Here is a 25,363-nt window from a genome sequence, read left to right as displayed (position 1 = left end):
CGGTCGGGAGCGGGATGCGGCGCGACGTCGCCGACGTGGTGGACCGTGCGCACGGCACGGCCGGATGTCGTCACGTTCGTCGCCGCCGCTCGGGACCGGAGTCCCGCGCGGCGAAGCGTTCCTCGAGAACGTGGCGTGTGCGTCTTCCCCCGGCACAGGAACCTATGCGCAGTCTGACAACGATGTCAAGTTTTCGACGCAACCTGCCATACAGGTGCATTCGCATGGAAAATCCCCAGATCAGCGGGATGACGCGGATGGTCGCGCTTCCACGGCGCCGGATTCACGGCCGAAGTTTGCAAAACGATTTGCGCATGGTTAGCGTGGGCCGCGATTCCTCGAGTGGCGCGTGCGTCCCTCCCGAACACACCCTGCTTGCGAAGGCGCGCCGCCGGTCCGCCGGATCGCCCGCACGGGCGTGACAGCAGGCCGCGGCGCGCGACCCACCCCGGAGGATCATGAACCGCACATCCCTGCGCGAGGCGCCGACCGGCGCCGATGCGCGTGCGCCCGCGCGCGTCCGTCGGCGATCCCACGGGCGGGTGATCGTCGCGGCGGCCGCCGCCTCGGTCGTCGCGCTCGTCGCCGGCCTCCTCATCGCGTTCGGCGTCGCCGGCGCGCCGCCCGACGGCGACAGCCCGGCGCCCGGTCCGGCACCGGAGGACGACCCCGGCGCGCAGTACAGCCGCCCCGCGGACTGGTCCGCATACCGGCCGGCGGTGCACCTCACCCCCGCCGAACGCTGGATGAACGACCCGCAGCGTCCCTTCCGGCTCGACGGCGTCTGGCACCACTACTACCTCTACAACGCCGACCACCCCGACGGGAACGGCACCGAGTGGTACCACGCCACCTCCATCGACCTCGTGCACTGGCGCGAGGAGGGCGTGGCGATCGAGAAGTACGAGAACGGCCTGGGCGACATCCTGACCGGCAGCGCCGTCGTCGACACCGAGGGCACCGCCGGGTTCGGCGAGGGCGCGGTCGTCGCGATGGTGACCCAGCAGGACGACGGCGTGCAGCGCCAGTCGCTGTTCGTCTCGACCGACGGCGGCTACCGCTTCGAGCCCTACGCCGGCAATCCGGTCATGGAGAACCCGGGCGAGCTGCACTGGCGCGACCCGAAGGTGACCTGGGATGCGGCGCGCGGCGAGTGGACCATGATCCTCGCCGAGGGGCACAAGCTCGGCTTCTACACCTCGCCCGACCTGAAGGAGTGGAACTACCGCTCCGCGTTCGAACGTGACGACCTCGGGATCCTCGAGTGCCCCGACCTCTTCGAGATGTCGATCGACGGGGATCCCGCGAACACCCGCTGGGTGCTCGTCGCCGGCGTCAACGGCGCCGAGCACGACATGACGACCGGCACCGCCTACTGGACCGGCGAATTCGACGGCGAACGGTTCACGCCCGACGACGACGAGCCGCAGTGGCTCGACCGCGGCGCCGACTTCTACGCGGCGGTGACCTGGGACGACCCCGGCCGGGATCACGCCGGCCGGCTCGCCTCGCGCTACGCGATCGGATGGCTCAACAACTGGGCGTACGCCGGCGACCTGCCGACCGACGACTGGAGCGGCGGCGCCGACTCTGTCGTGCGCGAGATCCGGCTCGTCGACGACCGCGGCCGCACCTCGCTGAGGTCGACGCCGGTCGATGCACTCCGCGACCTCGAGGGCGAACCCGAGCGGCTCGAGCCCGTCACGGTGGCGGATGGCACGGACACTCCGCTTCCCGATCCGTCGTCCGACGCGTACCGCCTGCGCGTGAGCGTCGCGCCCGATCCCGACGAGCCGGGGCGCGAGGTGCGCCTCCGCGTGCTCGAGGGCGACGGCGCGTCCGCGACCGTGGGCGTCGACTTCGCGTCGGGCACGGTCTTCGTCGCGCGCGGCGCCGACGCCGCGGCATCCGCCATGCCCGAGGTCTACCGGGAGGTGCGCACCGCGCCGGTCGTTCCGGGGCCCGACGGGCGCATCACGCTCGACGTCGTGGTCGACCGATCCTCGATCGAGGTGTTCGCGAACGACGGCGAGGCCGCGCTCTCGAACCTCACGTTCGGCCGGCCCGGCGCGAACGGGCTGTCGGTCGAGTCGGTCGGCGGCTCGACGCGGCTCACGGGGTTCGAACTCGCCCCGCTCGCGGTCGCTCCGGTCGAGCGGCTCGCCGAGCGCAGCGCCGGCTGAGCGCCCCGCCGCCTCAGCGCGGCGGCGCCACCGAGCCGCGCTCGACGAGCGTGCACTCGAGGTACGCCGGCCGCCCGGCATCCGCCCCGGCCGCGTCGCCGTCGAGGATGCCGAGCAGGGTGCGCATGCCCCACGCACCGAGCTCCCGGTGCGGCAGGGCCACCGTCGTGAGCCCGGGCTCGAGCGCGTCGGCGACGATCTCGAGGTCGTCGACGCCGACGAGCGAGAGGTCGCCCGGGATGTCGAGGCCCAGCGCCCTCGCGGCCTGCGCGACGCCCATGGCCATCTGGTCGTTGAAGCAGAACACGGCGGTCGGGCGTTCGTCGGCCGGCCGGTCGAGCAGTGCGCGGCCGGCCTCCCGCCCGCCGCGGGCATCGGACGACGCCGCGACCACGAGCGCCGCCGCAGCGTCGACGCCCGCCCCGGCGAGCGCGGCGCGGAAGCCCGCCTCGCGCCCGTGCCGAGCGGGCGCGTCGTCGACCGTGCTCGCGAACGCGATCCGGCGATGGCCGGCGTCGAGCAGGCGACCGACCGCGGTCGCGGCGATGCCGGCCTCATCGGGCGCGACCGCCGGCACGCGCCATCCGGCCTCGGGAACCGCGTCGACCAGCACGACCGGCACGTCGTCGACGCCGTCGGGCCGAGGAACGACCCGGTGCGACATCCGGGCGAGCAGGATGCCGTCGACGCGCTGGTCGACGAGCGCTCGGAGCTGCCGCGCCTCGAGCTCGGCGTCGCCCTCGGAGTCGGAGACGATCAGCAGGAGCCCGCGCTCGCGCGCGACCTCCTGGGCGCCCTGGATGATCCGGCCCGCGAACGGCGTCGTCGCGATTCGGTCGCTCGCGAGGCCGATCACCCCGGTGCGCCGCCGACGCAGTCCCTGCGCGACGCGGTCGGGCGTGTACCCGAGCGCCGCCGCAGCCCGCAGCACGCGTTCGCGCGTCTCGGCGCGCACCGACCGCGACCCGGACAGCGCGTGCGACACGGTGGTCGGCGAGACGCCGGCAGCGCGTGCGACGGCCCGGATGCCGGGGCGCGCGCCGCGCGCGCGCATCGGATCCCGTTCGGCGTGCTGCTCCTCCACGCGCACCGAGCCTAGCCGGGGCACGCCGGACCTTCGTCCCGATCCGCGCCGCGACGGATTCCTACCATGACGCCATGCCCGCATCGACGGCTCCCTCGCAGTCCGCCTCCGCCCCCACGCCCGCCGACCCCGCCGTCTCCACATCCCCGCGCCGCCGCCTCGCAGTCGAGACCGAGGCGCTCGTCGGCGGGGCGGTCGCCGCGGCCGCGAGCGGCCTCGTCGTCGCGTTCACGTTCGTGGGCGGCGTCTGGCCGCTGTGGGGCGGCTGGTCCGCCGGTGCGGCGTCCGCGATCGCCGTCGTCGTCACGGGGCTCGTGCTCGGGGCGATGGGATACTGGCGCTCGCGCAACCTCCCCGGCCAGGAATGGCGCCACCACCTCACGCCCTGGAAGTTCTCGCTCGACGTCGCCATCGTCGCCGCCGTCCACGCGGTCATCTCGGGCATCCTCGCGGTCGTGGTATTCGTCACGCTGCAGCGCAGCTTCGAGGGGCTCGTGGTGGATGGGCTCACCGCGACCGGCGCCACCGCGGTCTCCGCGGGCCTCGCCGGGTACTGGATCTACCTGTCGGTCTCCGCGATCACCACCGATCGCCTGGCGACGCTGCTCGTGGTCTTCATGTCCGTCGCGGTGCTCGCCAGCATGGCGACCGCCCAGGACCCGGCGTGGTGGGAGTACCACTTCAGCCAGCTCGGCACTGCCGACGACTTCTCGAGCCGGCTGTTCAACCTCGCCGTGATCCTCGGCGGCGCGTTCGTGACGACCTTCGCGCTGTACGTGCACCGCGACCTGACGACGCTCGTGCACCAGGGCGTGCTCGTCCACGCCTGGACGCCGCGGTTCGTCTCGGTCGCCTTCATCGCCATGGGCACGCTGCTCGCCTGCGTCGGGATCTTCCCGCTCGACGTCAGCATGCTGCTGCACAACCTGAGCGCGATCGGGATGTCGCTGATCTTCCTGGTCCTCCTGCTCACGGCGCGGTGGACGCTCCGGGGCATGCCCGCACGCTTCTTCTGGTTCTGCGGCGGCGGGGCCGTGCTGCTGCTCGGCGGCGCGATCCTCTTCGAGCCGGTCGGCTACTACAACCTCACGGCGTTCGAGCTGCTCGCGTTCGCGACGATCTTCGGCTGGATCTCGGTGTTCATCCGATTCGTCGACGCGATCGCGGCGCGCAGCGGCGAGGTCGTCTCGGACGGCGGCTACTCGGTCTGACCGGCCCGGCCCGCGCCGGCTTGGCCGGCGTCGGCCTCGTCGGGCAGGTGCGTCGGCGCGGCATCCGCCGACTGGGTCGCGGCGAACGCCCGCGCCCGCCGCGTGGTGAACTCGAGGAGGGCGAGCAGCGCCACCACTCCGAGCACGCTGAGGACGGCCGCGACCGGGTTCTGCGAGGCCGCCTGGATGACGGCGTTCACCGTGGCGAGGCCGAGCACGCCGTACAGGGTCGCCCACATCGCGCCGCCCACGACGAGCGCCGGAATGTACTTCACGAGCGGCATCCGCAGCACGCCTGCGGCGAGGTTCACCGCGGTCTGGAAGCCCACCGTGAGGAATGACAGCGCGACCACCGGCGAGCCGTAGCGCTCGATGACGGCCTCCGCGCGGGCGAGGCGCGGCGCCATCCGCCCACGACGTTCCACGAGCCGCTTCACGCCCGCACGCGAGCCGCGGCCGAGCGCGTAGGTGCCGCCCGCGCGCAGCAGCACAATCACGAACAGCACCGCGATCGCCGCCGGAAGTGGCCAGCCCTCGAAGATCTCCACCGTGTCGCCTGTCGCCCTCGCGTCGCCGACCGCGGCGGGCGGTCGACGGCCGCCCGGACGTCGCGGTCGTGGGTTCAGGGTGGAGTCTAGCCGCCGGCGCTCGGAGGGGGCCGGGACGCCCGTCAGTCGGCGAGCGCGGGATCGGCCGTGAGCTCGACCGTCGCCCACACGTCGAACGGCAGCGGCTCGAGTGCGGCGATCACCGCACGGCGCACCTCGTCCTCCTCGCCGATCGTCGCGGTGTCGTGGTCGAGCACGTAGACCACGTCGACGTAGAGCTTCGCGCCGAGCTTCGTGGAGCGCACATCGGGCCCGGGCAGGTCGAACCGCCCCGTGACCCCGTCGACCGCGCGCTCGATCGCGAGCAGCGTGTGCCCGTCGGGCACGCCCTCGAGCAGCTCGTTCAGGCCGTGGCGCAGCATCCGGATCGGCATCGGCGCGATGAGTGCGCACGCCACGAGCACCAGCACCGGGTCGACGTAGTCGAGCGGCCACTCGATCGCCATGGCGTACAGCACGAGGGCGAGGCCCGCACCGACGGCGGTCACGAGGTTGCGGATCCCGCCGCCGCTCCACTGGAGCGACTCGGCGGCGATCAGGTCGCTGCCGGCGCGATTGCGGCGCAGCCAGGCCGCGAACACGAACGATGCGACACCGGCGACCACCGCGTACCCGGCGACTACGCCGGCCGCCACGCGCTGCCCGCCGTCGAGGATCACGATCACCGAATCGGCGGCCGCGAACACGATGGTCGCGGCCATCGCGAGCCCCTGCACGACCACGATGAGCGGCGTGAGTCCGTCGCGACCGTACGGGTGGCGCTCGGTCGGTCCGGCTTCCGCCGCTCGCGACGCCCGCAGGGCGAGCCACGACATCGCGATGCCGATCACCCCGAAGGCGCCGTCGAGCACGAGCACCCGCGAGCTCGCCCAGATCCCGAGCCCGATCGCCGCGAGCGAGAGCACCGTGGCGATCCACATCGACGCGGTCAGCCCCCGCTCCTCCGCGATGGCCAGCTCGACGGATGCCGCGGCCCTCGCGCCGCCCGTCCCCGGTCCAGTCGTCATCGACCCGATCCCCTCGTTCCCCTCGAATCCCCGTTCGCCATTCGCATCCGCCCCGGTCAGAACGGCCAGACCAGCGGCACGTACAGCACCGACACGACGAGGAAGAGCAGCAGCAGCGGAAGCCCCAGCTTCCAGTAGTCGCCGAACCGGTAGGCGCCCGGTTCGAGCACCATGGTGTTCGCCGGCGTCGCGACGGGCGTCAGGAACGACGCCGCGCCCGAGACCGACAGCGCCATCATGAACGGCAGCACCGACACCCCGAGGTCGCCGGCGACCACCACCGCGATCGGCGCCACGATGAGCACGGTCGCGGTGTTCGAGATGAGCTGGCCCAGCACCATCGTGAGCAGGCACATCGCCAGCAGCGCCGCGTACGGCGACGCGTCGCCGATGAGGCCGAGCAGGCCCGACGCGATGAGGTCGGCCGTGCCGGTCTCGACGAACGCGGTCGAGACCGGGATCATGCCGCCGACGAGCAGCACCGTCGTCCACGACACGCTGCGGTACGCCTGCGTCGGCGTCAGCACGCGCGTGAGCACCAGCGCGGATGCCGCGAGCAGCCCCGCGATCGCGGGCGGCACGATGCCCGTGGCGAGCAGCAGGACCATCACGGCGAGCACGCCGATCGCGCGCTTCGCGCCGACGCCGAGCGGCACCGATCGCCGCACCTCGGACGGACGGTCGACGACGAGCACGTCGTCGCCCGCCGTGTTGCGCTCGAGCAGCTCCCACGTGCCCGAGAGCAGCAGAGTGTCGCCCGCCCGCAGTGTCGCGTCGGCGCCGCGCAGGTCCTCGCCGCCGCGCTGCACGGCCAGCACGACGAGATCGCCGCTCGGCGTCGCCATCCCGGGGAAGAGGTGCTGCCCGATGAGCTCGGAGCGCGGCGCGACGACCACCTCGGCGACGCCGTGTCGCACGCCGATGAGCTCGGTGCCCTCGGGCACGGTGTACTGCTCGCGCAGCGTGCGCGCGTAGGTCGCCAGGTCTTGCGGCAACGCGGTCGGCGCGCGGTCCGGCAGGAGCCGCCGGCCGAAGAGGGCGATGATCACGATGGTGCCCGCCACCAGCGGCACGCCGACCAGGCCGAACTCGAAGAAGGCGAAGGGGCGCGCCCCGGCATCCGCCGCGGTCTCGCTGACGATGATGTTGACGGGCGTGCCGGTGAGGGCGAGGAGCGCTCCGGCGTGCGCCGAGAACGCCAGCGGCATCAGCATCTGCGACGGCGGGATGCCGGCCCGCGACGCGACGACCACCACGACCGGGATGAGCGCCGCGACGGCGCCGTTCACGCTGATCAGCGCGGTGACCGCGGCCACGAGCAGGCACACGACCACGAGCAGCGGCGTGCGGCGTGTGCCCGCGCGCCCGATGACCTGCTGCCCGGCCCACGCGGTCACGCCGGTCGCGTCGAGCGCCTCGCTCACGACGAAGAGCGTCGCGATGAAGATGACGGTCGGGTCGCCGAAACCCGCGAGGGCCTGGCCGAGGTCGAGCACGCCGGTCGCCCAGAGCGCGACCGAGACGCCGATCGCGACGATGCCGAGCGGCACCCGGTTGGACAGGAACGCGGCGACGGCGAGCGCGAGGATGACGAGCGTCGTCGCCACGGGGTCCATTGGCACAGACTATCCGCGGGGCATCCGCCCGCCACCCCCATATCGCGTGATCTACCGCCGCACCGCTCCGCCGGGATACTGTCTGATCAGTCACCCGGCGCGTCGCCGGGGAGCGCTTCCGGGGGGCGAGATGAGTTCGGGCACGCACGCGGCCGGGTCCACGCAGACGGCGGAGGTCGCCGTGAAGGCCTCATGGCTTCCACTCATCGTCGTCGTGATGACGCAGATCCAGGCGTCGTTCGCCGTCAACGCGCTGACGGTGTCGATGGCGGGCATCACGACCGACCTCGACACGGCGGCCTCCTCGGTCGGCACGGCGATCACGGCCGGGACGTTCTCGATGGCGGCGTTCATCCTGCTCGGCGCGAAGGTCGGCGCACGGTTCGGCACGCGGCTCGTCTTCCAGATCGCGGTCGCGATCCACGCGGCCGCGATGGCGGGCGTCGCGCTGGCACCGACGCCGGCGGTGCTGTTCATCGCACAGGCGTCCTCCGGCGCGGTCATCGCGCTCATCGCGCCCGCGCTCACGGTGTTCATCGCCACGAACTACCACGGGTCGCAGCAGGCGCGCGCGATCGGGCTGCTCGCCGCGGCGATCCCCGCGGCCGGCGTGCTGGCGCTGCTCATCGCCGGCCAGTTCGCCACCACGATCGGCTGGCGCTGGTCGTTCTGGCTCATGGTCGCGCTCGGCATCGTGAACCTGCTGCTGAGCTTCCGGCTCAAGGCGGTGCCGGCACAGCCCGGGCTCACGATCGACTGGACCGGCGCCCTGCTGGCGGCCGCCTCGATCATCCTTCTCAGCTTCGGCTTCTCGGGCCTCAACACGTGGGGCATCTGGAACGCGACCGAGCAGGCGCCGTTCGACGTCCTCGGCATCTCGCCGGCGCCGATCCTCATCGTGCTCGGCCTCGTCGTCGGCCAGGTGTTCTTCCTGTGGCTGCGACGGCGCGGGGCCGCGGGCAAGCCCCGCATCTTCGACCTGCGGGTGCTCGCCACCGGCGCCGAGCGCGCGGTCACGGCGTGCATGGCGACGATGCTCTTCGTCGGCACCGCCGCCAACTTCCTCATCCCGCTGTACATGCAGGTCGTGCAGGGCCTCTCGGGCATCGAGACGTCGTTCTCGATCATCCCCTACACGCTCTCGATCTTCCTGTCGTCGACGTTCATCGCGCTCCTCTACGGGCGGTTCTCGCCGCGCGTGCTCGGCTCCGCCGGGTTCGTCGTGGTCGCGAGCGCGCTGACGCTGCTCGCCTTCACGGTGCGCGGCGATTGGGGCCAGACGTTCGTCGTGATCGGACTGATCCTGCTCGGCCTCGGCCAGGGCTCGATCGTCGCCCTCGTGTTCAACACGCTGCTGTCGGCCGCGCCCAAGCAGCTGGCCGGCGACGTCGGCGCGTGGCGCGGGCTCGTGCACAACCTCTCCGGCAGCGTCGGCATCGCCGTCGCGACCGCGTTCGCGATCGGCATCCTCGCCTCCTCGCTCGCGACCGCCGCCGTGGAGCATCCCGAGATCAGCGACGAACTGGTCAGCGAGGTCAACTTCGACAACGCCGACTTCCTCACGAACGCGCAGCTCGAGGAGGCCCTCGCCGGCACGTCGGCCTCCGAGGCCGAGGTCGCCGCCGCGATCGAGATCAACGAGGAGGCGCGCCTGCGCGCCCTGCAGATCTCGCTGCTGGGCCTGGCGCTGCTGTCGCTGCTCGCGATCGTGCCGGCCATGCGGATGCCGAACTACCGCGAGGGCGAACTGCCCGAGAAGGTGGAGCCCGACGACGACGACCCGATCGACGAGGTCGTCGATCCCGACCGAGTGGAGACGACGCGATGACCCGCAACCCCGTGAAGCTGATTCCCGACGACTTCTCGCCGGTGCCGTCGCTCGAGGCGTTCGAGGCCGTGACCGTCGCGGCGGTCGACGAGTTCGGCGGCGGCACGGGCGGCGCCGAACTCGACGCGATCGGCGTGCTCGTGCACGACGAGGGTCCGCTGCCCGAGGGCATCGGCCTCGACCGCGAGGCGCTGAAGCGGGCCGGCTTCGAGGCGAAGGCCGGCCAGGCCCTGCTGCTGCCGCAGCCGGGCCGCACGCTCATCATCGTCGTCGGGGCCGGACCGCGGTCCGACATCACCGAGGCGACGCTGCGCGACGCCGCCGCCGCCTTCCTCCGCGCGGTGCCGAAGGCCGCGAGCGTCGGATTCCGCGTCCCCGCACTGGGCGGCATCGACGCCGAGGCCGCCGGCCACGCACTCACCGAGGGCGCGCTGCTGGGCCGGTACCGGTACGACGCGCTGAAGTCGGAGCCTCGCGAGGCGCGTCTGACCCGCGTCGAATTCCGCATCGACGGCGCCGACCTCGGCGCGGCATCCGCCGGCATCGCCACCGGACTCGTGACCGCGCGCGCCGCGGCCGTCGCGCGCGACCTCGCGAACACCCCGCCGAGCCATCTCACCGCGACCGACATGGCCGGCGTCGCCGAACTGCTCGGCGGGCGGTTCGGGTTCCACGTCGAGTCGTTCGACAAGCGGCAGCTCATCGAGCTCGGATGCGGCGGACTGCTCGGCGTCAACGCCGGCAGCGCCGAGGAGCCGCGCATGATCGTGCTCCGCTACTCGCCCGATGGCGAGTCGAGCGGGCACCTCGGCCTCGTCGGCAAGGGCATCATGTACGACTCGGGCGGCATCAGCCTGAAGCCGAGCGACCCGATGCACCTGCTCATGAAGATGGACATGGGCGGCGCGGCGGCGGTGCTCGGTGCCTTCACGGCGCTCCGCGACCTCGGCGCGACCGCGCGCGTGACGGGCTGGCTGATGTGCACCGACAACATGCCGTCCGGCTCGGCGTACAAGCTCGGCGACGTGCTCACGGCCCGCGGCGGCAAGACCGTCGAGGTCAAGAACACCGACGCCGAGGGCCGGCTCGTGATGATGGACGGCCTCGTGCTGGCGACCGAGGAAGGCGTCGACGCGATCGTCGACATCGCGACGCTCACGGGCGCGGCCCTTCGCGCGCTCGGCTCGACCTCGTCGGTGCTGCTCGGCACGAGCCAGCCGCTCGTCGACCGCGTGGCCGATGTCGCCACCGCCGTCGACGAGCCGGCGTGGCAGTTCCCGCTGCAGCGCAAGTACCGCAAGCAGCTCGACTCGGATGTCGCGGACATCTCGAACCTCGGCGGCGCCGATGCCGGTGCGACCACCGCAGCGCTGTTCCTCGCCGAGTTCGTCGGCGACATCCCGTGGGCGCACCTCGACATCGCCGGCACCATGCAGTCCGACTCGGATGACGCGTGGCGCTCGAAGGGCGCGACGGGCTACGGCGCGCGCATCCTCGCCGAGCTCGCGCGGGACTTCACGCCGGTGGGGTGAGCGCCTGTCCCGCGCGGAGCGAACGGACGAGGCGTACCACGTAGAGGATCGCTCCGGCGAGGACGACCACGACGCCCGCGCGCCACGCCCAGAGCAGCACGATCAGGCCGCCGGCGATCGGGTTCCCCCCGGCGCCCGGACCGGACTCCTGGGGTGCGAGCACCAGTGCGAGCCCCAGCGTGAGGGCGCCGAGCGCGACGGTCGCGATCAGCGAGATCCACAGCAGCTTCGGCAGGGGCACGCGGGCGAGCGCCCGGACCGCCACACCCAGCGCGATGCCGGCCAGGAGCGCGAGGCCGCCCTCGAGCGGGTCGATGAGCCCGACGACGACGACGGGCAGGGCGATGATCGCGAGGACGATGGCGATGATGCGTCGGGTGCGCATGGGGTGGTGCTCCTCTCCGAGGGTCACCACCAGCATCCGTCGCGCGGGGTCGTGCCTGCCGGGACCATCGGCCCGGCGCGTGACGGTCAGGCCATCGCGTCGACGTCGTCGGGCGCGTCGCCGTCAGGCCACGGCGTCGGGGCGGTCGCCCGCGCCATCCGCTGCACCCTCGGCACCGCCCGCCCCGGGCAGCGCCGCCTCGATCGCCGCGATGATCGCGGGGTCGCCGGGCTCGACGTTCGGGCGGAAGCGCAGGACCTCGCCGTCGGGGAGGACGAGGAACTTCTCGAAGTTCCACAGAACGGGGCCCGCCGTGCCGGAGGCGTCGCGCGCCTGCTTCAGCGCGTCGTAGAGCGGCGCCGCCTTGCGGCCGTTGACGCGGACCTTGTCGAGGATCGGGAACGTGATGCCCCACGTGGTGGAGCAGTACTCGCTGATCGCCTCGTTGGAGGAGAGCTCCTGCAGGAACTGGTTGCTCGGGAAGCCGAGCACCGTGAAGCCGCGGTCGCCGTAGGTGCGCTGCAACTGCTCGAGCCCGGCGTACTGCGGGGTGAGTCCGCAGCGGGAGGCGACGTTGACGACGAGGCGGACCTGGCCCGCCCAGTCGCCGAGCGTGCGGGTCTCACCGGACATCGTCTGGAACGGGATCTGCTCGAGCGTCGTCACGGCATCCACGCTAATCGCGCCCGCTGGGTGCCCGCTCGATGCTCACCGTGCGACTCGTGCGAGGAACACCGCCTCGGTGCGGCTCGACGCCCCGAGCTTGCGCAGGATCGCGGAGACGTGCACGCTCGCCGTCTTGCCGCTGATGTAGAGTCGCTCGCCGATCTGGCGGTTGCTGAGGCCCTCGGCGATGAGGTCGAGCACTTGGCGCTCGCGCGCCGTGAGCTCGGCGACTGCGTCGGCCGGGTCGTCGGCACCCGCGACGCCCCCGGTGCCGCGCGACACGTCGCCCTGCGTGGCGCCGTCGAGGACGAGGCCCGCCTGCATCGCGACGCGTGCGGTGCGCGTCTGCACGGCCGTCACGCCGCCCGCGACCGAACCGTCGAACGCGGCCTGCAGCGCGTCGCGCGCGCCCGGTCGGTCGCCGTCAGCGAGGAGCGCCTCGCCCAGTCGCAGCTGCGCATACGGGAGCAGGAATCCGGGCGCGGTGTCGGCGGATGCGGCGTCGAGCGCGACGCGCCACAGGGGAACGATCGGCTCGAGCTCGGCGTCGACGAGGGCAGCCCACAGGTCGTGCGTCGGCCAGAAGGCGAGCCCGTCGAGCACGCGTCGCAGTTCGGGCTCGGCCTCGAGGATCTCGGCCGCCTCGGCCTCGGAGACTCGGGCCGGGTCGGCGCGGACGGCGGCGATGACGCGTGCGAGCGCCCACAGGAGCGGCTCAGCGTATCCCGCGAGGGGCAGTTGCTGCTCATGGAGCACCGCACGCCCGTCGCGCCACGCCTGCGAGAGGTCGCCCGTCGCGAGCCCGATCTCGACCCCGACCCGCCCCACACCGAGGCGGGTCTGCATCTCGACGGCCATGATCGGCGCCATCACCGCGCGGGAGCCGCGGAGCAGCTCGGCGGCGCGCTCGGCATCGCCGCGCCAGACGAGGGCCCAGAGCTTCGCGCGTTGCAGGTACACGCGGAAGGGCGCGGGCGGATCGAGGGCGAGAGCCCGCTCGATGATCGCGTCGGCGCGGCCCCACTCGCCGAGCGCGAACAGCGGGTCGACCGCGTTCGAGGCGAGGATGACTCCCGAACTCCGCTCGACACCCTGACGGCGAGCCCGCTCCAGGCCCTCTTCTGCCAGGCGCACCGCCTCGTGGAAGTCGCCGATGAGGTTGCGCAGGTCGGAGGCGTTGACCCAGTACCGCAGCAGCGCGGAGCCGTCGCCCTCGGCGAGCTCGCGAGCGCGCTCGATGTCGACGAGGGCACGGTCGACCTCGCCGCGGGCGGCGCGGCTCACGGCGGCGATGTTGATCGCGATCGAGGCGTATCGCGGCCAGTCGAGGCGCCGGGCGAGCTCGAAGGCCTCGTCGGCGATGCGGACGGCCTCGTCGAGCCGGGCCTCGATCATCAGCCGGCCGGCGAGGGCGGTGAGCACCGTGACGCGCAGCTCGTCGGCCGCGTCGCCGTCGGCGGGGATCGCCTCGAGCGCCTCCTCGAGGATCGGGATCGAGCCGCCGCGACCGACCCCCGCGAGGTAGAGCGCCTTGTCGCGCAGCATGCGCGGGTACTGGGGGTCGTCGCGCGGGCATTCGGCGAGCGCGGCCTTCACGAGCGCGAGGCTGCGCTCGCCCTCGCCGGCGTGCCGGAGGTAGGACGCGGTGCGGCCCATGAGCTCGAGCCGGGTCATGCCGGCGATGCGCTCGGCATCGGGCACCGAATCCCACAGCTCGAGCGCGCGTTCGCCGAGCTGCGCCGCCGACGCGTAGGCGACGGCCGCGCGCGCCTCGCGCATGGCCTGGACGGTCGCCGGGAAGGCCCGGGCGGCGTCGCGCGCCCCGATCCAGTGGTACGAGATCTCGGCGGCGAGCCGCCGCCCGCCCGCAGCCGCCTGCGCCTCGTACGCCTCGGCGTAGCGCGCGTGGAACCGAGCGCGCTCGCCCGGAAGCAGGTCGGCGAGGATGGCCTCGCGCACCAGGGCGTGCCGGAACGCGTAGTCGTCGCCGTCGACCTCGATCACGCCGTAGCGCACGCTCTCGCGGGCGTCGGCGTCGAGCCGGCCCTCGTCGCCGCGGTGGACCGCGGAGAGCAGCGCGTGCGGGACGCGCACGCCGCCCGTCGAGAGCAGCCGCAGGAACTCCTGTGCGGAATCGGGCAGCCGTTCGTACCGGGCGAGGAGCAGGTCGCGGAGGGTGTCGGGCACGAAGCCCTCGTCGCGGCATCCGTCGATGCCCACGAGCTCTTCGACGAAGAACGGCACGCCGTCGCTGCGGAGGAACACGGTGTCGAGGACGCGGTCGCTCGGCGACTCGTCGATGATGAGCGAGCGCACGAGCTCGCGGACCTCGCCGTGCGAGAGCCGCGACAGCTCGCGGCGGTCGACCCACCGGTCGCGCTCGGCCTCGGTGAGGAAGCCGCGGAGCGGGTGCCCACGGGTCACGTCGTCGGTGCGGTAGGTGAGCAGCATGAGCAGCCGGCTCGAGCCCGGCGAGCGCAGCAGGAACCGGAGCAGGCCGAGGCTCGCGGCGTCGATCCAGTGGAGGTCCTCGATCACGAGCACGATCGGCTCGTCGCGCGAGAGCGTCTCGAGCAACACGGCGACGGCCTCGTGCAGCTGGCCGCTGCCGGCGCCGCCGGGCGTGATCACGATCTCGCCGGTGGTGCCGGCGTCGGATGTCGCGAGCTCGGGCAGCAGGGCGATGAGCGCCGCCCGCCCCGGGCCGACCGCGTCGAGGGCGCGGCCGGGACCCACCTGCGCGACGAGCGCGCGGAGTGCGCCCTTGATGGGCGCGTACGGCGCGGCCACCTCGCCGAGGTCGACGCACTGGCCGAGGATGAGCCGGACATCGGGGCCGAGCCCCGAGGTGAACTCGCGCACGAGCCGGCTCTTGCCGATGCCGGCCTCGCCGCCGACGACCGCGGTCGCGGGCGAACCCGCGCGCACGCCGTCGAGCAGGCCGTTCAGCCAGGCGAGCTCGAGGTCTCGGCCGATCATGGTGGGGCTCGACGGGGAGCTGGTCACCAGACCATGGTCCCACGCACCGACGACATCGGCGCCGGGCCCGAGGACCCGGTGCCGATGCCCAGCGTGCTCCGCGCTCACCGCGCGAACTGCGGCGTCCGGTGGACGCCGCGACGGCGGCGCGAGGCGCTCCGGACGCGCGAGGCGAGGGCGGCGACCCGGCCGTCCTCGACGCTCCGGCGCTCGGCCGCGGCGCGGCGCATCTCGAGCTCGTGCTCGGCGCGCTGCACGTCGGCGTCGAGGAGTCGCAGGGCGATGAGGCCGGCTGAGTGCTGCATGGTGTCCTCCTGGATCGTGGCGATGGTCCGAGGATGCTCCCTAAGGCACCCCCGGACCATCGGGCGATATGCGTATTTCGCGGCCATGAGGCGGTGAGGGGCCTCAGGCGGCGGGATCGATGCGGATGTCCGGGTCGTTCCCGGCCTCAGTGGGCGAGGGTTCGCGTGCGGTGGTAGCCGTCGCGACGGAACTCGACGAGCGCCGCGGTGACGGCCCATCCGACGATGAGGCCGAGCACGAGCATGGTGGCGAACATTCCGCACCTCCTTTCAATCGGACACGTAGGGTTCGAGGCTGCCGGATGCCGCGGCGCGCGTCGTCAGCGCGATCACGGATTCCGGGACGGGCGTTCCCGCAGGGGTCAGCCCGGAGGCGATCGGGGCGCCCCAGCGCCGCTCGAGGGGTACGACGCCGGCCCACGCGGTGTGGTCCTCGCCGTCGTCGGGCTCCTCCGAGGGGCCGCCGGAGCGCTGCTTCATCACGACGTCGTCGAGGGCGAGCCGCAGGACGCGCGTGGCGGCGACCTCCTTGCGCCGCGTGCCGCGGAGCTCGGCGGGCCGGCCGGGCATGAGCCGATCGGAGAGCGCGAGCAGCGCGCCATCCGTCTCGTCGACGGGAACCGCCTCGAGCACGCCCTGGATCGTCGCGCTGCGGTAGTTCATCGAGCTGTCGAAGAGCGAGCGCGCGTAGACGAGCGCGTCGAGCGCGGTCACCGAGAACGCGACGGGCAGGCGAGCGGATGCGGCCCGCAGGGCGAATCCCCCGCCGGTCGAGCCGTGCAGCAGCACGTGCCCGCCCACGCGGGCGTACCCCATCGGCACGACGACCGGCACGCCGTCGACGGCGACGGCGAGGTGCCCGACGAGCTCGGAGTCGAGGAGCTCGTGCAGGGCGAGGCGGTCGGTGGTCTGCCGGTCGGGCAGGCGGCGAATGCGGCGTGCGGGGGCGGCTGCGGCGAGGGTCGCGGTCGAGGTCATGCTGCCAGTGTGCGCGTCGCGCTGGTATGGTGAGCAGACCAGTTCCGGCGAATTCATCCAGTCCAGTCGGAGGGCGTCGGATGTCTCGGGGAGGGACGCATGGATGGTCCGCTGCTCGTCATCGACCGCGACGACACGCGGCCGCTCGGCACACAGCTCGTCGAGGGCGTGCGCCGCGGCATCCTCGACGGGCGCCTGCAGGCGGGCGACCCCGTGCCGTCGACGCGGTCCCTCGCGGCCGAGCTCGGCGTCGCCCGCAGCTCGGTCGTCGCCGCGTACGAGCAGCTCGCGGGCGAGGGCTACCTCGAGGTGCGCCAGGGCGCGCCGACCCGCGTCGCACAGGCCGTGCTGGTCGAGGAACGGGCGCCGGTGCCGGTGCCGGCCGCGTCGCGGGCGCGCGACTCCCTGCAGGGCGACGAGCAGCCCGCGCCTGCGGAGCCGGAACCCCTCGATCTGCGGCCCGGACGGCCCTCGACCGCGCGGCTCGACGAGCGCGCCTGGCGCGCGGCCTGGCGCCACGCCGCCCGGCTCGCCGTGCCGGGCGACACCGCGCCGCCGCTCGGCGCCGCGCGACTGCGCGCCGAGGTCGCCGACCACCTGCGGCACGCGCGCGGCGTCGCCTGCTCGCCCGACGACGTCGTCGTGACGGCGGGCACGAGCGACGCGGTCGCCCTCATCGCCTCCGCGCTCCGGGAGCTGGTCGACGGGACGCCGCGGGTCGCGGTCGAGCATCCCGGCTACCCGTCGGCGCGACGCGTGCTCGAGCGGCGCGGCGCACTGCGCACCGTGCCGGTGCCCGTCGACGGCGACGGCATCGACATGACGGCGCTCCGCGACATCCGGCCCGCTCCCCACGCCGTCATGGTGACGCCGAGCCACCAGTACCCCCTCGGCGGGCGGCTGCCCGTGGCCACGCGCCTGTCGCTGCTCGAGTGGGCCGAGGCATCCGGCGCCCTCGTCATCGAGGACGACTACGACAGCGAGTTCCGCCACGTGGGCGCACCGCTCCCGGCGCTCGCCTCGCTCGACCACGCCGGCCGCGCGGTACTCGTCGGCAGCTTCTCGAAGGTGCTCACGCCGTGGCTGCGGCTCGGCTACCTGGTGCTCCCCGCGAATCCGGAGCTCAGGGAGGCGGTCGCCGCCGTCCGCGACGACGAGACGTGCCCCGTGCCCGGCATCGCGCAGGAGGCCGCGGCCGAACTGTTCGCGACGGGCGCCGTGCGCCGGCACATCGCCGCGGCGCGACGCGACTACGCGCACCGGCGCACGCTCGTGATCGCCCAGCTCGCGGGCATCGCGGGCGCACCGCTCTCCGGCCTCGACGGCGGGCTGCACGCCGTGCTCGGGCTGCCCTCGCACGACGTCGCCGCGCGCGTGGTCGCCCGGCTCGCCGTGGAGGGCGTGCTCGTCTCGCCGCTCTCCGACTACTCCGCGATGCCCGGCGATGGCCCGGCCGGCCTGGTGCTCGGCTACGCGTCGCCGCCCGACGCACGGCTCGCGGAGGCGCTCGCGCGGGTGCGCGCCGCGGTCGAGACCGACCCGGCGGTCGAGTAGCACCGGCGGAGCCGGAGCACATCGAGACCCCGCGGCCTCGACACGCGCCGTCGGCGCGCCTCGACCACCGAACCGCCGGGCGCCCTCGACGAGCGGGCGGCGGGTCGGTAGCCTGAGCGCGTCGCGGACCCGAACGCCGCGGCGAACGGGGGTGGCATGCCTCATCGACGACCCGGAACACCCGCGACCCTGCTCGCGGCCGGCCTGCTCGCGCTCTGCGGCACGCTCACGCTGCTCGCGGGCTGCGCACCGCCCGAGATCGTGGAGGCCGCGCCCGTCACGGTGACCGCGACCGTCACCGCGACGGCGACCGTGACCGTCACCCCCGCGCCGCCGCCGGTCGACCCCGCCGCGCCGCCGCCACCCGATCCGGTGCCGAACGCGCCCGCGCCCGTCTACGAGTGGGGTCCCGCGATCGACGACGGACCCCGGCCGGGCGCGAGCGGCACGCCCGAGCTCGACGAGACGGGCGAGCCCGAACGGTACGCGATCGTCGCGGGCGACAGCTTCTTCGACGTCGCGCAGCGGTTCAACCTGCCGCAGCAGCAGCTGCTCCGGATGAACCCGCAGATCTACGACTTCGGCGAGACGGTGTACATCGGGCAGCTCCTCAACCTCGACTGGCAGAAGGCCGGTGTCGGATGAGCGAGATCGTGACCCTTGCGCCGTGGAACCCGTGGCCGCTCGTGTTCCCGGCACTCGTCCTCCTGGGCGGAGCGGCCGTCTCCGTCATCGGCACGCGGCGGCGCAACAAGCCGCTGCGCGAGACCGGCTACGTGGCCATCGTGTTCGGGGCACTCGCCGCGGCGGCGATGACCTACTCGATGGCCGGCATCTGGGACGTGGAGCAGCGCACCGACGCGCTCGTCGCGCTCGGCTACGAGTCGCCGACCTTCAGCGCGAGCACGAACCTGTCGGGTGGAGCCGCGCCGCCGATCGCGTTCCAGGCGATCCGCGACGGCGAGCGCGTGCGCGGCGTGCTCGTCGCGGTCGGCGGCGACCGGTGGGAGGTCCGCGAGATCGCCGAGTGAGGCTGGTCGGGCGTAGCGTGGACCCGTGCTGACTCCCCCGGTGACCGAGAAGCGACCGACCGAACGCACCCACCACGGCGACGTGGTGACCGACCACTACGAGTGGTTGCGCGACAAGGACGACCCGGCGGTGGTCGCCCACCTCGAACTCGAGAACGCCTACACCAAGGCCAAGACCAAGCACCTCTCGCTCCTGCAGGAGCAGGTCTTCGAGGAGATCAAGCGCCGCACCAAGGAGACCGACCTCAGCGTGCCCACACGCGAGGGCGACTGGTGGTACTACTCGCGCACGGTCGAGGGGCTGCAGTACGGCATCCACTGCCGCGTCGCCGTGCGCGACGCCGGCGACTGGGAGCCGCCCGCGATCCCCGAGGACGGCTCGCCGCTGCCCGGCGAGCAGGTGCTGCTCGACGACAACGTCGAGGCGAAGGGGCACGAGTTCTTCTCGCTCGGCAGCTTCGACGTGACCGCCGACGGATCGACCATGCTCTACGGCGTCGACGTCGAGGGCGACGAGCGCTACACGATCCGGCTCCGCTCGCTCGACGGGTCCGGGCGCGAGTACGACGACGAGATCCCCGGCACCGCCGCGGGCGCCGTCTTCGAGCCATCCGGTCGGTACCTCTTCTACGCGACCGTCGACGACGCGTGGCGGCCCGACACGATCTGGCGGCATGAGGTCGGCACGCCCGCCGCCGACGACGTGCAGGTGTTCCACGAGCCCGACGAGCGGTTCTGGCTCGGCGTCGGCCTCATGCGCAGCCGCCGCTACCTCGTGCTCGAGGCCGGGTCGCACGTCACGAGCGAGTCGTGGCTGCTCGACGCGGCTGACCCCACGGGCGAGTTCCGCGTCGTCTGGCCGCGCCGCGACGGCGTCGAGTACGACGTCGAGCACGTCGTCGCGGGCGGGCGCGACCGGCTCCTCATCGTGCACAACGAGGGCGAGGCCGTGAACTTCGAGCTCGTGAGCGTCGCGGCCGACGACCCGCAGGGGCCGCGGCGGATGCTGCTGGCCCACGATCCCCGCATGCGCATCGAGTCCGCGCACGCCTTCCGCGACTTCGTCGCACTCGAGTACCGTCGCGACGGGCTGCCGCGCGTCGCGATCGCGAAGGTGCCGCCGCAGGGCATCCCCGACGACGCGACGGTCGACGACACCCTGCACGAGCTCGCCTTCGACGAGGCGCTGTTCTCCGCGGGCGTCGGCGCGAACCCCGACTGGGAGCAGCCGTCGCTGCGCATCGGCTACGGCAGCTTCGTCACGCCGTCGACCGTGATCGACGTCGACGTGGCATCCGGGCGTCGCACCGTGCGCAAGCAGCAGCCGGTGCTCGGCGACTACCACCCCGAGCGGTACGCGCAGAAGCGCGAATGGGCCACGGCCCCGGATGGCACGAAGGTGCCGATCTCGCTCGTCTACCGGCCCGACCTGGTGACCCTCGGCGAGCCCGCGCCCACGCTGCTCTACGGCTACGGCTCGTACGAGCACGCGATCGACCCGGGCTTCGGCATCCCGCGACTGTCGCTGCTCGACCGCGGCATGGTGTTCGCGGTGGCGCACGTGCGCGGCGGCGGTGAGATGGGCCGCCTCTGGTACGAGCACGGGAAGAAGCTGCACAAGAAGCACACGTTCACCGACTTCATCGCGGCCGCCGAGCACCTCATCGACCGCGACATCACCACGCCCGACCACCTGGTCGCCCAGGGCGGCTCGGCCGGCGGCCTGCTCATGGGCGCGGTCGCGAACCTCGCGCCGCGCCTCTTCGCCGGGATCGTCGCGGAGGTGCCGTTCGTCGACCCGCTCACCTCGATCCTCGACCCGTCGCTGCCGCTCACCGTGATCGAGTGGGACGAATGGGGCAATCCGCTCGACGACCCCGAGGTCTACGCGTACATGAAGTCGTACGCGCCGTACGAGAACGTGCACCCGGTGAAGTACCCGCGGATCCTCGCGATCACCTCGCTCAACGACACGCGCGTGCTCTACGTCGAGCCCGCGAAGTGGGTGGCGAAGCTGCGCGAGGTCGGTGCCGACCCGCTGCTGAAGGTCGAGATGGCGGCCGGGCACGGCGGCGTCTCGGGCCGATACGCCGCCTGGCGCGAGCGCGCGTTCGCGAACGCGTGGATCATCGACGCCGCGGGCGCGCACCCGACCGGCGAGTAGCGCGGCCGCCCCGCTCCTCCCCACCCGGCCACCCGGCCACCCGGCCACCCGGCCACCCGGCCACCCGGCCGGTTTACAGGAGAATCCACGATTCACCGGACGGATCGCGCGCCGAGCGTCCTGTGAAGTGCGGAGACTCCTGTGAACGGAACGTGGCAGGGCGGGCGGGCGGGATGGCGGGAAGTGCGCGAAACGTGCCCTGATCGGGGCTGGCCGGATGTCGGTGGGGGTGGGCAGACTGGCCCGCATGTCGTTCATCGCCGAATTGAGTGAGCGGATGCCGCAGCGCGTGCACGCGCCCGGCACCCCCGAATACGAGGCGGGCGCGGCCGTCTTCGGCGGCGCGGGCACGCCCGACGTCGTCGTGCGTCCCGCCTCCGCCGCCGAGGTCGCCGTGGCGGTCCGCGCCGCGGTCGACGCGGGCGTCCCGATCACGGTCCGCGCGGGCGGCCACGGCTCCGACCCGGCGACGGGCGGGCTCGTCATCGACCTCGGCGGGTTCAGCGCCGTCGAGCTCGCCGGCGCCGACGGCCTGGTGCACGTCGGGGCCGGCGCGCATTGGGGCGATGTCGCCGCAGCCCTCGCACCGCACGGGCTCGGCATCACGTCCGGCGACACGCTCGAGGTCGGCGTGGGCGGGCTCGCGCTCGGCGGCGGCATCGGCTGGCTGGCGCGCACGCACGGGCTCACCGTCGACATCCTGCGCGAGGTCGAGCTCGTGACCGCCTCCGGCGAGGTGCTCACCGTGAATGCCGAGTCGCATCCCGAGCTGTTCTGGGCGCTGCGGGGCGGCGGCGGCAACTTCGGCGTCGCGACGCGGTTCACGTTCCAGGCCGCGCCGGTGGGCGGGCTCGTCGGCGGGCACGTGCGCTTCGACCGATCCGACGTTCCGGCGGTGCTCCGCGCCTGGCGCGACGTGCTGCACGACGCCCCCGACGAGCTCAACGGCACGCTGATGGTGATGCCACCGCTCATGCCCGAGATCCCTGCGGGCCCGCAGCTCGCCGTCGCACTGCTCGGCACCGAGCACGAGCTGCGGCGCCTGCTCGAGCCCATGCTCTCCCTCCCCTCCGTCGCCGAGGTCTCGCTGGCCCCGACCGCCTACCGCGACCTGCTCGAGGCGGCGCCGCCCGGAAAGCCGCCCTTCCTGTTCGTCGGCGGCAACGGCTTCGCGCCCGAGCTCTCCGACGCGGCGCTCGAGGCGTTCGCCCGCGCGGTCGACCGCGAGGTGCCCACGATGCTGCTGATCCGCGCGCTCGGCGGCGCGTTCTCGCGCGTTCCGGCCGATGCCACCGCGATCGCCCAGCGCGACGGGCAGGCGCTCGTCGCCGTCAACGGGATCCTGCCCGGCGACGCGACCGACGAGCAGGTCGCGGCCGCCCGCGTCGCCGTCGACGACGCCCTGGCGTTCACGACAGGCATGTACTCCAACTTCACGCCCGAGTTCGGCGACGAGCTGATCGGCGAGATCTACCCGCCGGTCACCCTCGAACGGCTCCGTGCGGTCAAGCGCGAGGTCGACCCGGGCGACGTGTTCCGCGCGAGCCACCACATCGCGCCGTAGCGCGCACGAGCACCCCCGGGGCCGCGTGCGGGAGCAGGCGGCGCGCACGCAGGTGCTTGTCGAACGCGTCGACCGCGATGAGGATCGGCATCGACGCGATCGCGACCGCCCATCCGGCGAGCGGTGGGTTCGCCTGGCCGAGCAGCTCCGCGACGGCCGGCCACCACAGCACGAGGAGCGAGAACGCGAGCTCGATCGCCGCGCCGACGACGAGCAGGCGGTTGCTGAACCATCCGAGCGCGCCCGGCCACTTGGTGGACGACCGGCACGCGAACGCGTTCACCGTCTGCGCCAGCACGACCGTCATGAACGCCGCGCCCGAGGCGGCCATGAGGTCCGCGCCGGTCGGGAACGGCTCGCCGGGCCGCCATCCGAGGGCGACGAGCGAGACGAGGAACGCGGTCAGCGTGAGCACCGCCTCGAGCGGGCCGAGCACTCCGAACGCGCGCCGAAGCACCGTGCCGTTCATGAGCCGGCCCCCCACCGGCGGGCCCTTGAGCAGGTGCTTCGCGGGCGGCTCCGCGCCGAGCGCGACGGCCGAGAGCGTGTCGGTGCCGAGGTCGAGCGCGATGATCTGCAGCACCCCGAGCGCGAGAGGGAACTGCCCGCCGGACAATGCCCAGACGAGGAACGGGCTCAACTCGGCGACGTTGTCGGTCAGGTGGTAGGTGAGGAAGCGGCGGATGTTGACGTACGTCGCGCGTCCCTGCTCGATGCCGGCCACGATCCCCTCGAACGCGTCGTCGAGCAGCACCAGGTCGGCGGCCTCTCGCGCGACATCCGTGCCCGAGCGACCCATGGCCACCCCGATGTCGGCCTCGTGCAGGGCGGGTGCGTCGTTGACCCCGTCACCGGTCATCGCGACGACGTGCCCGCGGGAGCGCAGGGCGCGGGCGATCCGCAGCTTGTCCTCCGGGGACACGCGCGCGACGACCACGCCGTCGTGATCCAGCACCGCCGCGAGGTGCTGGTCGTCGGGCGGCAGGTCGGCGCCGACCAGGACCGGGGCGGCGGACGTGCGGAGCCCGACCTCGTCGGCGATCGCCCGTGCCGTCGCGGGGTGGTCGCCCGTGATCATCGCGACCCGCACGCCCGCGTCGCGGCATGCCTGCAACGATGCGGCGACGTCGGTGCGCGGCGGATCCTCGAGCGCGAGGAGGCCGACGAGTCGCAGGCCCTCGTCGCACTCGGCGAGCGTGCGGGGCGTGCGCTCGTCGCGCGCGGCCGCCGCCACGGCGAGCACGCGCAGGCCGCGAGCGGTGAGCACATCGACCGCCGCGTGCGCCGCAGGATCGTCGCCGCACAGTGCGAGCACCGCGTCGGGCGCGCCCTTCACCACCACCTCGTCCGCGAGCACGACCGCCATGCGGCGCAGCCGCGGGTCGAATGGGAACCGCAGTTCGGGCGGGCGGGCGCGGCGGTCCTCGTCGGTGTCGACGCCGAGGCGGCGCGCGAGCGCGTCGATCGCGGCTTCCATGGGGTCGCCGTGGGCGTGCCATCCGCTCGCCGTCTGCTCGGCGTACCCCGTCGAGCACCGCACGCCGGCGAGCGCGAGCGCGTGCGCACCGGGGTGGACGTCGGACGCGGCCGGCGACCACCGCAGCTCGGCCTCGGGCCCGTACCCCGCACCGTCGACGGTGAGCGATCCGGCCGGTGTCCACGCCTCGAAGACGGTCATCTCGTTGCGGGTCAGCGTGCCGGTCTTGTCGGTGCAGATGAACGTGGTCGACCCGAGCGTCTCGACCGCCTCGAGGTTGCGGACGAGGATCCGACGCCGTGCCATCCGCTCGGACCCCAACGCGAGCGACAGCGTGACCGTCGGAAGCAGGCCCTCGGGTACGAGCGCGACCGTCACGCCGATCGCGAAGACGTACGCGTCGCGGATCGGGTTGCCGACGATGATCGAGACGAGCAGGAACAGGATGCCCGTGCCGACGGCGATGATCGCGGTGAGCCGGACGACGCCCCGCAGCCCGCGCGTCAGCGGCGTGTCGGGCTCGGCGCCGGCGGTGAGCTTCGCGATGCCGGCGAGCCGGGTCTCGCGACCGGTCGCGGTCACGCGCGCACTCGCGTCGCCCTCGACCACGAACGTGCCCGCGAACAGCGCCTCGCTCTCCGCGACCGCACCCGCGACGCTCTCGCCCGTCAGCATCGACGAGTCCACGAGCAGCCGGTTCTCGTCGAGCACGATCGCGTCGGCGGGTACGCGGTCGCCGCTCTCGAGCAGCAGCACGTCGTCGACCACGACGTCGGCGGCCTCGATCACGCGGCGCCGGCCGTCGCGCCGGACGGTCACCCGGGTCGGCAGCATCTCGCGAAGCCGGTCGGCGGCCCGGTCCGCTCGCGCCTGCTGGATGACGGCGAACACCGCGTTGAGCAGGATCACTCCGACGATCGCGATGCTGAGCTCGGGCAGGTCGGCGAAGATCGCGAGCACCGCCGCCGCCCACAGCAGGAGCGCGAAGAAGTGCGTGAGCTCGCCGAGCAGCCGGCGCACGACCGACGGGCGGGTCGCGCGCGGCAGCACGTTCGGCCCTCGCTGCACGAGCCGCTCCGCCGCCGCCGCGGACGTCAGCCCGGGTGCGTCGACCACCGCCTTGCCCCCTCCCGACGGAGGTCAGCGTAGGGAGGACGGGCCGACGCGGGTGGGCCCTCGGTCCCGCGACCG

The 25,363-nt window shown here is 73.5% G+C and carries 19 protein-coding genes; 9 read left to right on the top strand and 10 right to left on the bottom strand.

Features of this window, described 5'->3' with window-relative positions; translation table 11 throughout:
* Positions 1–458: 458 nt before the first annotated feature.
* Positions 459–2,183, top strand: a complete 1,725-nt coding sequence (locus AC3RKB_RS06235; RefSeq protein WP_491435157.1) for a glycoside hydrolase family 32 protein — start codon at positions 459–461, stop codon at positions 2,181–2,183.
* Positions 2,184–2,196: 13 nt separating this feature from the next.
* Here the strand turns inward: AC3RKB_RS06235 and AC3RKB_RS06230 are convergent, their stop codons facing one another.
* A complete protein-coding gene (locus AC3RKB_RS06230; RefSeq protein WP_491435156.1) occupies positions 2,197–3,267 on the bottom strand; it encodes a LacI family DNA-binding transcriptional regulator in 1,071 nt (356 codons plus the stop codon).
* A gap of 74 nt (positions 3,268–3,341) precedes the next feature.
* Between AC3RKB_RS06230 and AC3RKB_RS06225 the strand changes: the two genes are divergently transcribed.
* Positions 3,342–4,478, top strand: a complete 1,137-nt coding sequence (locus AC3RKB_RS06225; protein ID WP_491435155.1) for a DUF998 domain-containing protein — start codon at positions 3,342–3,344, stop codon at positions 4,476–4,478.
* Here the strand turns inward: AC3RKB_RS06225 and AC3RKB_RS06220 are convergent.
* From AC3RKB_RS06220 to AC3RKB_RS06210, 3 genes are all read right to left on the bottom strand, one after another.
* A complete protein-coding gene (locus tag AC3RKB_RS06220) occupies positions 4,466–5,026 on the bottom strand; it encodes a DedA family protein (protein WP_491435154.1) in 561 nt (186 codons plus the stop codon). The two genes, AC3RKB_RS06225 and AC3RKB_RS06220, sit on opposite strands and share 13 nt — an antisense overlap.
* A gap of 122 nt (positions 5,027–5,148) precedes the next feature.
* Positions 5,149–6,093 carry a cation efflux transmembrane domain-containing protein gene (locus AC3RKB_RS06215; protein ID WP_491435153.1) on the bottom strand — a complete coding sequence of 315 codons (945 nt, stop codon included), beginning with the start codon at positions 6,091–6,093 and terminating at the stop codon, positions 5,149–5,151.
* Between the two features lie 56 nt (positions 6,094–6,149).
* Entirely contained in the window at positions 6,150–7,709 is a 1,560-nt protein-coding gene (locus AC3RKB_RS06210) for an SLC13 family permease (protein ID WP_491435152.1), read from the bottom strand.
* A 130-nt stretch (positions 7,710–7,839) separates the two neighbouring features.
* On the opposite strand from AC3RKB_RS06210, the gene AC3RKB_RS06205 reads away from it, so the two are divergent.
* On the top strand, positions 7,840–9,537 hold the full coding sequence (locus AC3RKB_RS06205) for an MFS transporter (protein WP_491435151.1): 1,698 nt from the start codon (positions 7,840–7,842) through the stop codon (positions 9,535–9,537).
* Positions 9,534–11,069, top strand: coding sequence for a leucyl aminopeptidase (locus AC3RKB_RS06200; RefSeq protein ID WP_491435150.1), 1,536 nt, complete (start codon positions 9,534–9,536; stop codon positions 11,067–11,069). The genes AC3RKB_RS06205 and AC3RKB_RS06200 overlap by 4 nt, the downstream gene beginning before the upstream one ends.
* Here AC3RKB_RS06200 and AC3RKB_RS06195 read toward each other — a convergent pair.
* From AC3RKB_RS06195 to AC3RKB_RS06175, 5 genes are all read right to left on the bottom strand, one after another.
* The gene (locus tag AC3RKB_RS06195) at positions 11,053–11,481 is read right to left on the bottom strand and encodes a hypothetical protein (protein WP_491435149.1); all 429 of its coding nucleotides are present in this window, start codon (positions 11,479–11,481) and stop codon (positions 11,053–11,055) included. The two genes, AC3RKB_RS06200 and AC3RKB_RS06195, sit on opposite strands and share 17 nt — an antisense overlap.
* 96 nt (positions 11,482–11,577) lie before the next feature.
* Positions 11,578–12,087: a glutathione peroxidase gene (locus tag AC3RKB_RS06190; protein ID WP_491436767.1), complete on the bottom strand. Its 510-nt coding sequence runs from the start codon at positions 12,085–12,087 to the stop codon at positions 11,578–11,580.
* A 75-nt stretch (positions 12,088–12,162) separates the two neighbouring features.
* Entirely contained in the window at positions 12,163–15,126 is a 2,964-nt protein-coding gene (locus AC3RKB_RS06185) for a helix-turn-helix transcriptional regulator (RefSeq protein ID WP_491435148.1), read from the bottom strand.
* A 77-nt stretch (positions 15,127–15,203) separates the two neighbouring features.
* On the bottom strand, positions 15,204–15,404 hold the full coding sequence (locus AC3RKB_RS06180) for a hypothetical protein (RefSeq protein WP_491435147.1): 201 nt from the start codon (positions 15,402–15,404) through the stop codon (positions 15,204–15,206).
* 270 nt (positions 15,405–15,674) lie between these two features.
* Positions 15,675–16,382, bottom strand: coding sequence for a pyridoxamine 5'-phosphate oxidase family protein (locus AC3RKB_RS06175; protein ID WP_491435146.1), 708 nt, complete (start codon positions 16,380–16,382; stop codon positions 15,675–15,677).
* A 99-nt stretch (positions 16,383–16,481) separates the two neighbouring features.
* Between AC3RKB_RS06175 and pdxR the strand changes: the two genes are divergently transcribed.
* From pdxR to AC3RKB_RS06150, 5 genes are all read left to right on the top strand, one after another.
* The gene (pdxR, locus tag AC3RKB_RS06170; RefSeq protein ID WP_491435145.1) at positions 16,482–17,936 is read left to right on the top strand and encodes a MocR-like pyridoxine biosynthesis transcription factor PdxR; all 1,455 of its coding nucleotides are present in this window, start codon (positions 16,482–16,484) and stop codon (positions 17,934–17,936) included.
* Positions 17,937–18,092: 156 nt separating this feature from the next.
* Positions 18,093–18,581 (top strand): LysM peptidoglycan-binding domain-containing protein, encoded by a 489-nt coding sequence (locus tag AC3RKB_RS06165; protein WP_491435144.1) that lies wholly within the window; start codon positions 18,093–18,095, stop codon positions 18,579–18,581.
* Positions 18,578–18,967, top strand: a complete 390-nt coding sequence (locus tag AC3RKB_RS06160) for a hypothetical protein (protein ID WP_491435143.1) — start codon at positions 18,578–18,580, stop codon at positions 18,965–18,967. Before AC3RKB_RS06165 ends, AC3RKB_RS06160 begins: the two co-directional genes overlap by 4 nt.
* A gap of 25 nt (positions 18,968–18,992) precedes the next feature.
* Positions 18,993–21,131, top strand: a complete 2,139-nt coding sequence (locus AC3RKB_RS06155; RefSeq protein ID WP_491435142.1) for a S9 family peptidase — start codon at positions 18,993–18,995, stop codon at positions 21,129–21,131.
* 247 nt (positions 21,132–21,378) lie between these two features.
* Entirely contained in the window at positions 21,379–22,695 is a 1,317-nt protein-coding gene (locus AC3RKB_RS06150; RefSeq protein WP_491435141.1) for an FAD-binding oxidoreductase, read from the top strand.
* Here AC3RKB_RS06150 and AC3RKB_RS06145 read toward each other — a convergent pair.
* Positions 22,637–25,288 carry a cation-translocating P-type ATPase gene (locus AC3RKB_RS06145; RefSeq protein WP_491435140.1) on the bottom strand — a complete coding sequence of 884 codons (2,652 nt, stop codon included), beginning with the start codon at positions 25,286–25,288 and terminating at the stop codon, positions 22,637–22,639. The two genes, AC3RKB_RS06150 and AC3RKB_RS06145, sit on opposite strands and share 59 nt — an antisense overlap.
* Between the last annotated feature and the right edge of the window lie 75 nt (positions 25,289–25,363).

The sequence above is a fragment of the Agromyces capsici genome, from assembly GCF_058349965.1.
The sequence above is the reverse complement of the archived record's forward strand: the minus strand, read 5'-3'. Positions and strand labels throughout refer to the sequence as shown.

Excerpts from the sequence above, each read along its gene's own strand:
- AC3RKB_RS06235 (WP_491435157.1), top strand. The coding sequence starts at position 459 with ATGAACCGCACATCCCTGCGCGAGGCGCCGACCGGCGCCGATGCGCGT.
- AC3RKB_RS06225 (WP_491435155.1), top strand. The coding sequence starts at position 3,342 with ATGCCCGCATCGACGGCTCCCTCGCAGTCCGCCTCCGCCCCCACGCCC.
- AC3RKB_RS06215 (WP_491435153.1), bottom strand. The coding sequence starts at position 6,093 with ATGACGACTGGACCGGGGACGGGCGGCGCGAGGGCCGCGGCATCCGTC.
- AC3RKB_RS06210 (WP_491435152.1), bottom strand. The coding sequence starts at position 7,709 with ATGGACCCCGTGGCGACGACGCTCGTCATCCTCGCGCTCGCCGTCGCC.
- AC3RKB_RS06205 (WP_491435151.1), top strand. The coding sequence starts at position 7,840 with ATGAGTTCGGGCACGCACGCGGCCGGGTCCACGCAGACGGCGGAGGTC.
- AC3RKB_RS06200 (WP_491435150.1), top strand. The coding sequence starts at position 9,534 with ATGACCCGCAACCCCGTGAAGCTGATTCCCGACGACTTCTCGCCGGTG.
- AC3RKB_RS06190 (WP_491436767.1), bottom strand. The coding sequence starts at position 12,087 with ATGTCCGGTGAGACCCGCACGCTCGGCGACTGGGCGGGCCAGGTCCGC.
- AC3RKB_RS06180 (WP_491435147.1), bottom strand. The coding sequence starts at position 15,404 with ATGCAGCACTCAGCCGGCCTCATCGCCCTGCGACTCCTCGACGCCGAC.
- AC3RKB_RS06175 (WP_491435146.1), bottom strand. The coding sequence starts at position 16,382 with ATGACCTCGACCGCGACCCTCGCCGCAGCCGCCCCCGCACGCCGCATT.
- pdxR (WP_491435145.1), top strand. The coding sequence starts at position 16,482 with ATGGATGGTCCGCTGCTCGTCATCGACCGCGACGACACGCGGCCGCTC.
- AC3RKB_RS06165 (WP_491435144.1), top strand. The coding sequence starts at position 18,093 with ATGCCTCATCGACGACCCGGAACACCCGCGACCCTGCTCGCGGCCGGC.
- AC3RKB_RS06160 (WP_491435143.1), top strand. The coding sequence starts at position 18,578 with ATGAGCGAGATCGTGACCCTTGCGCCGTGGAACCCGTGGCCGCTCGTG.
- AC3RKB_RS06150 (WP_491435141.1), top strand. The coding sequence starts at position 21,379 with ATGTCGTTCATCGCCGAATTGAGTGAGCGGATGCCGCAGCGCGTGCAC.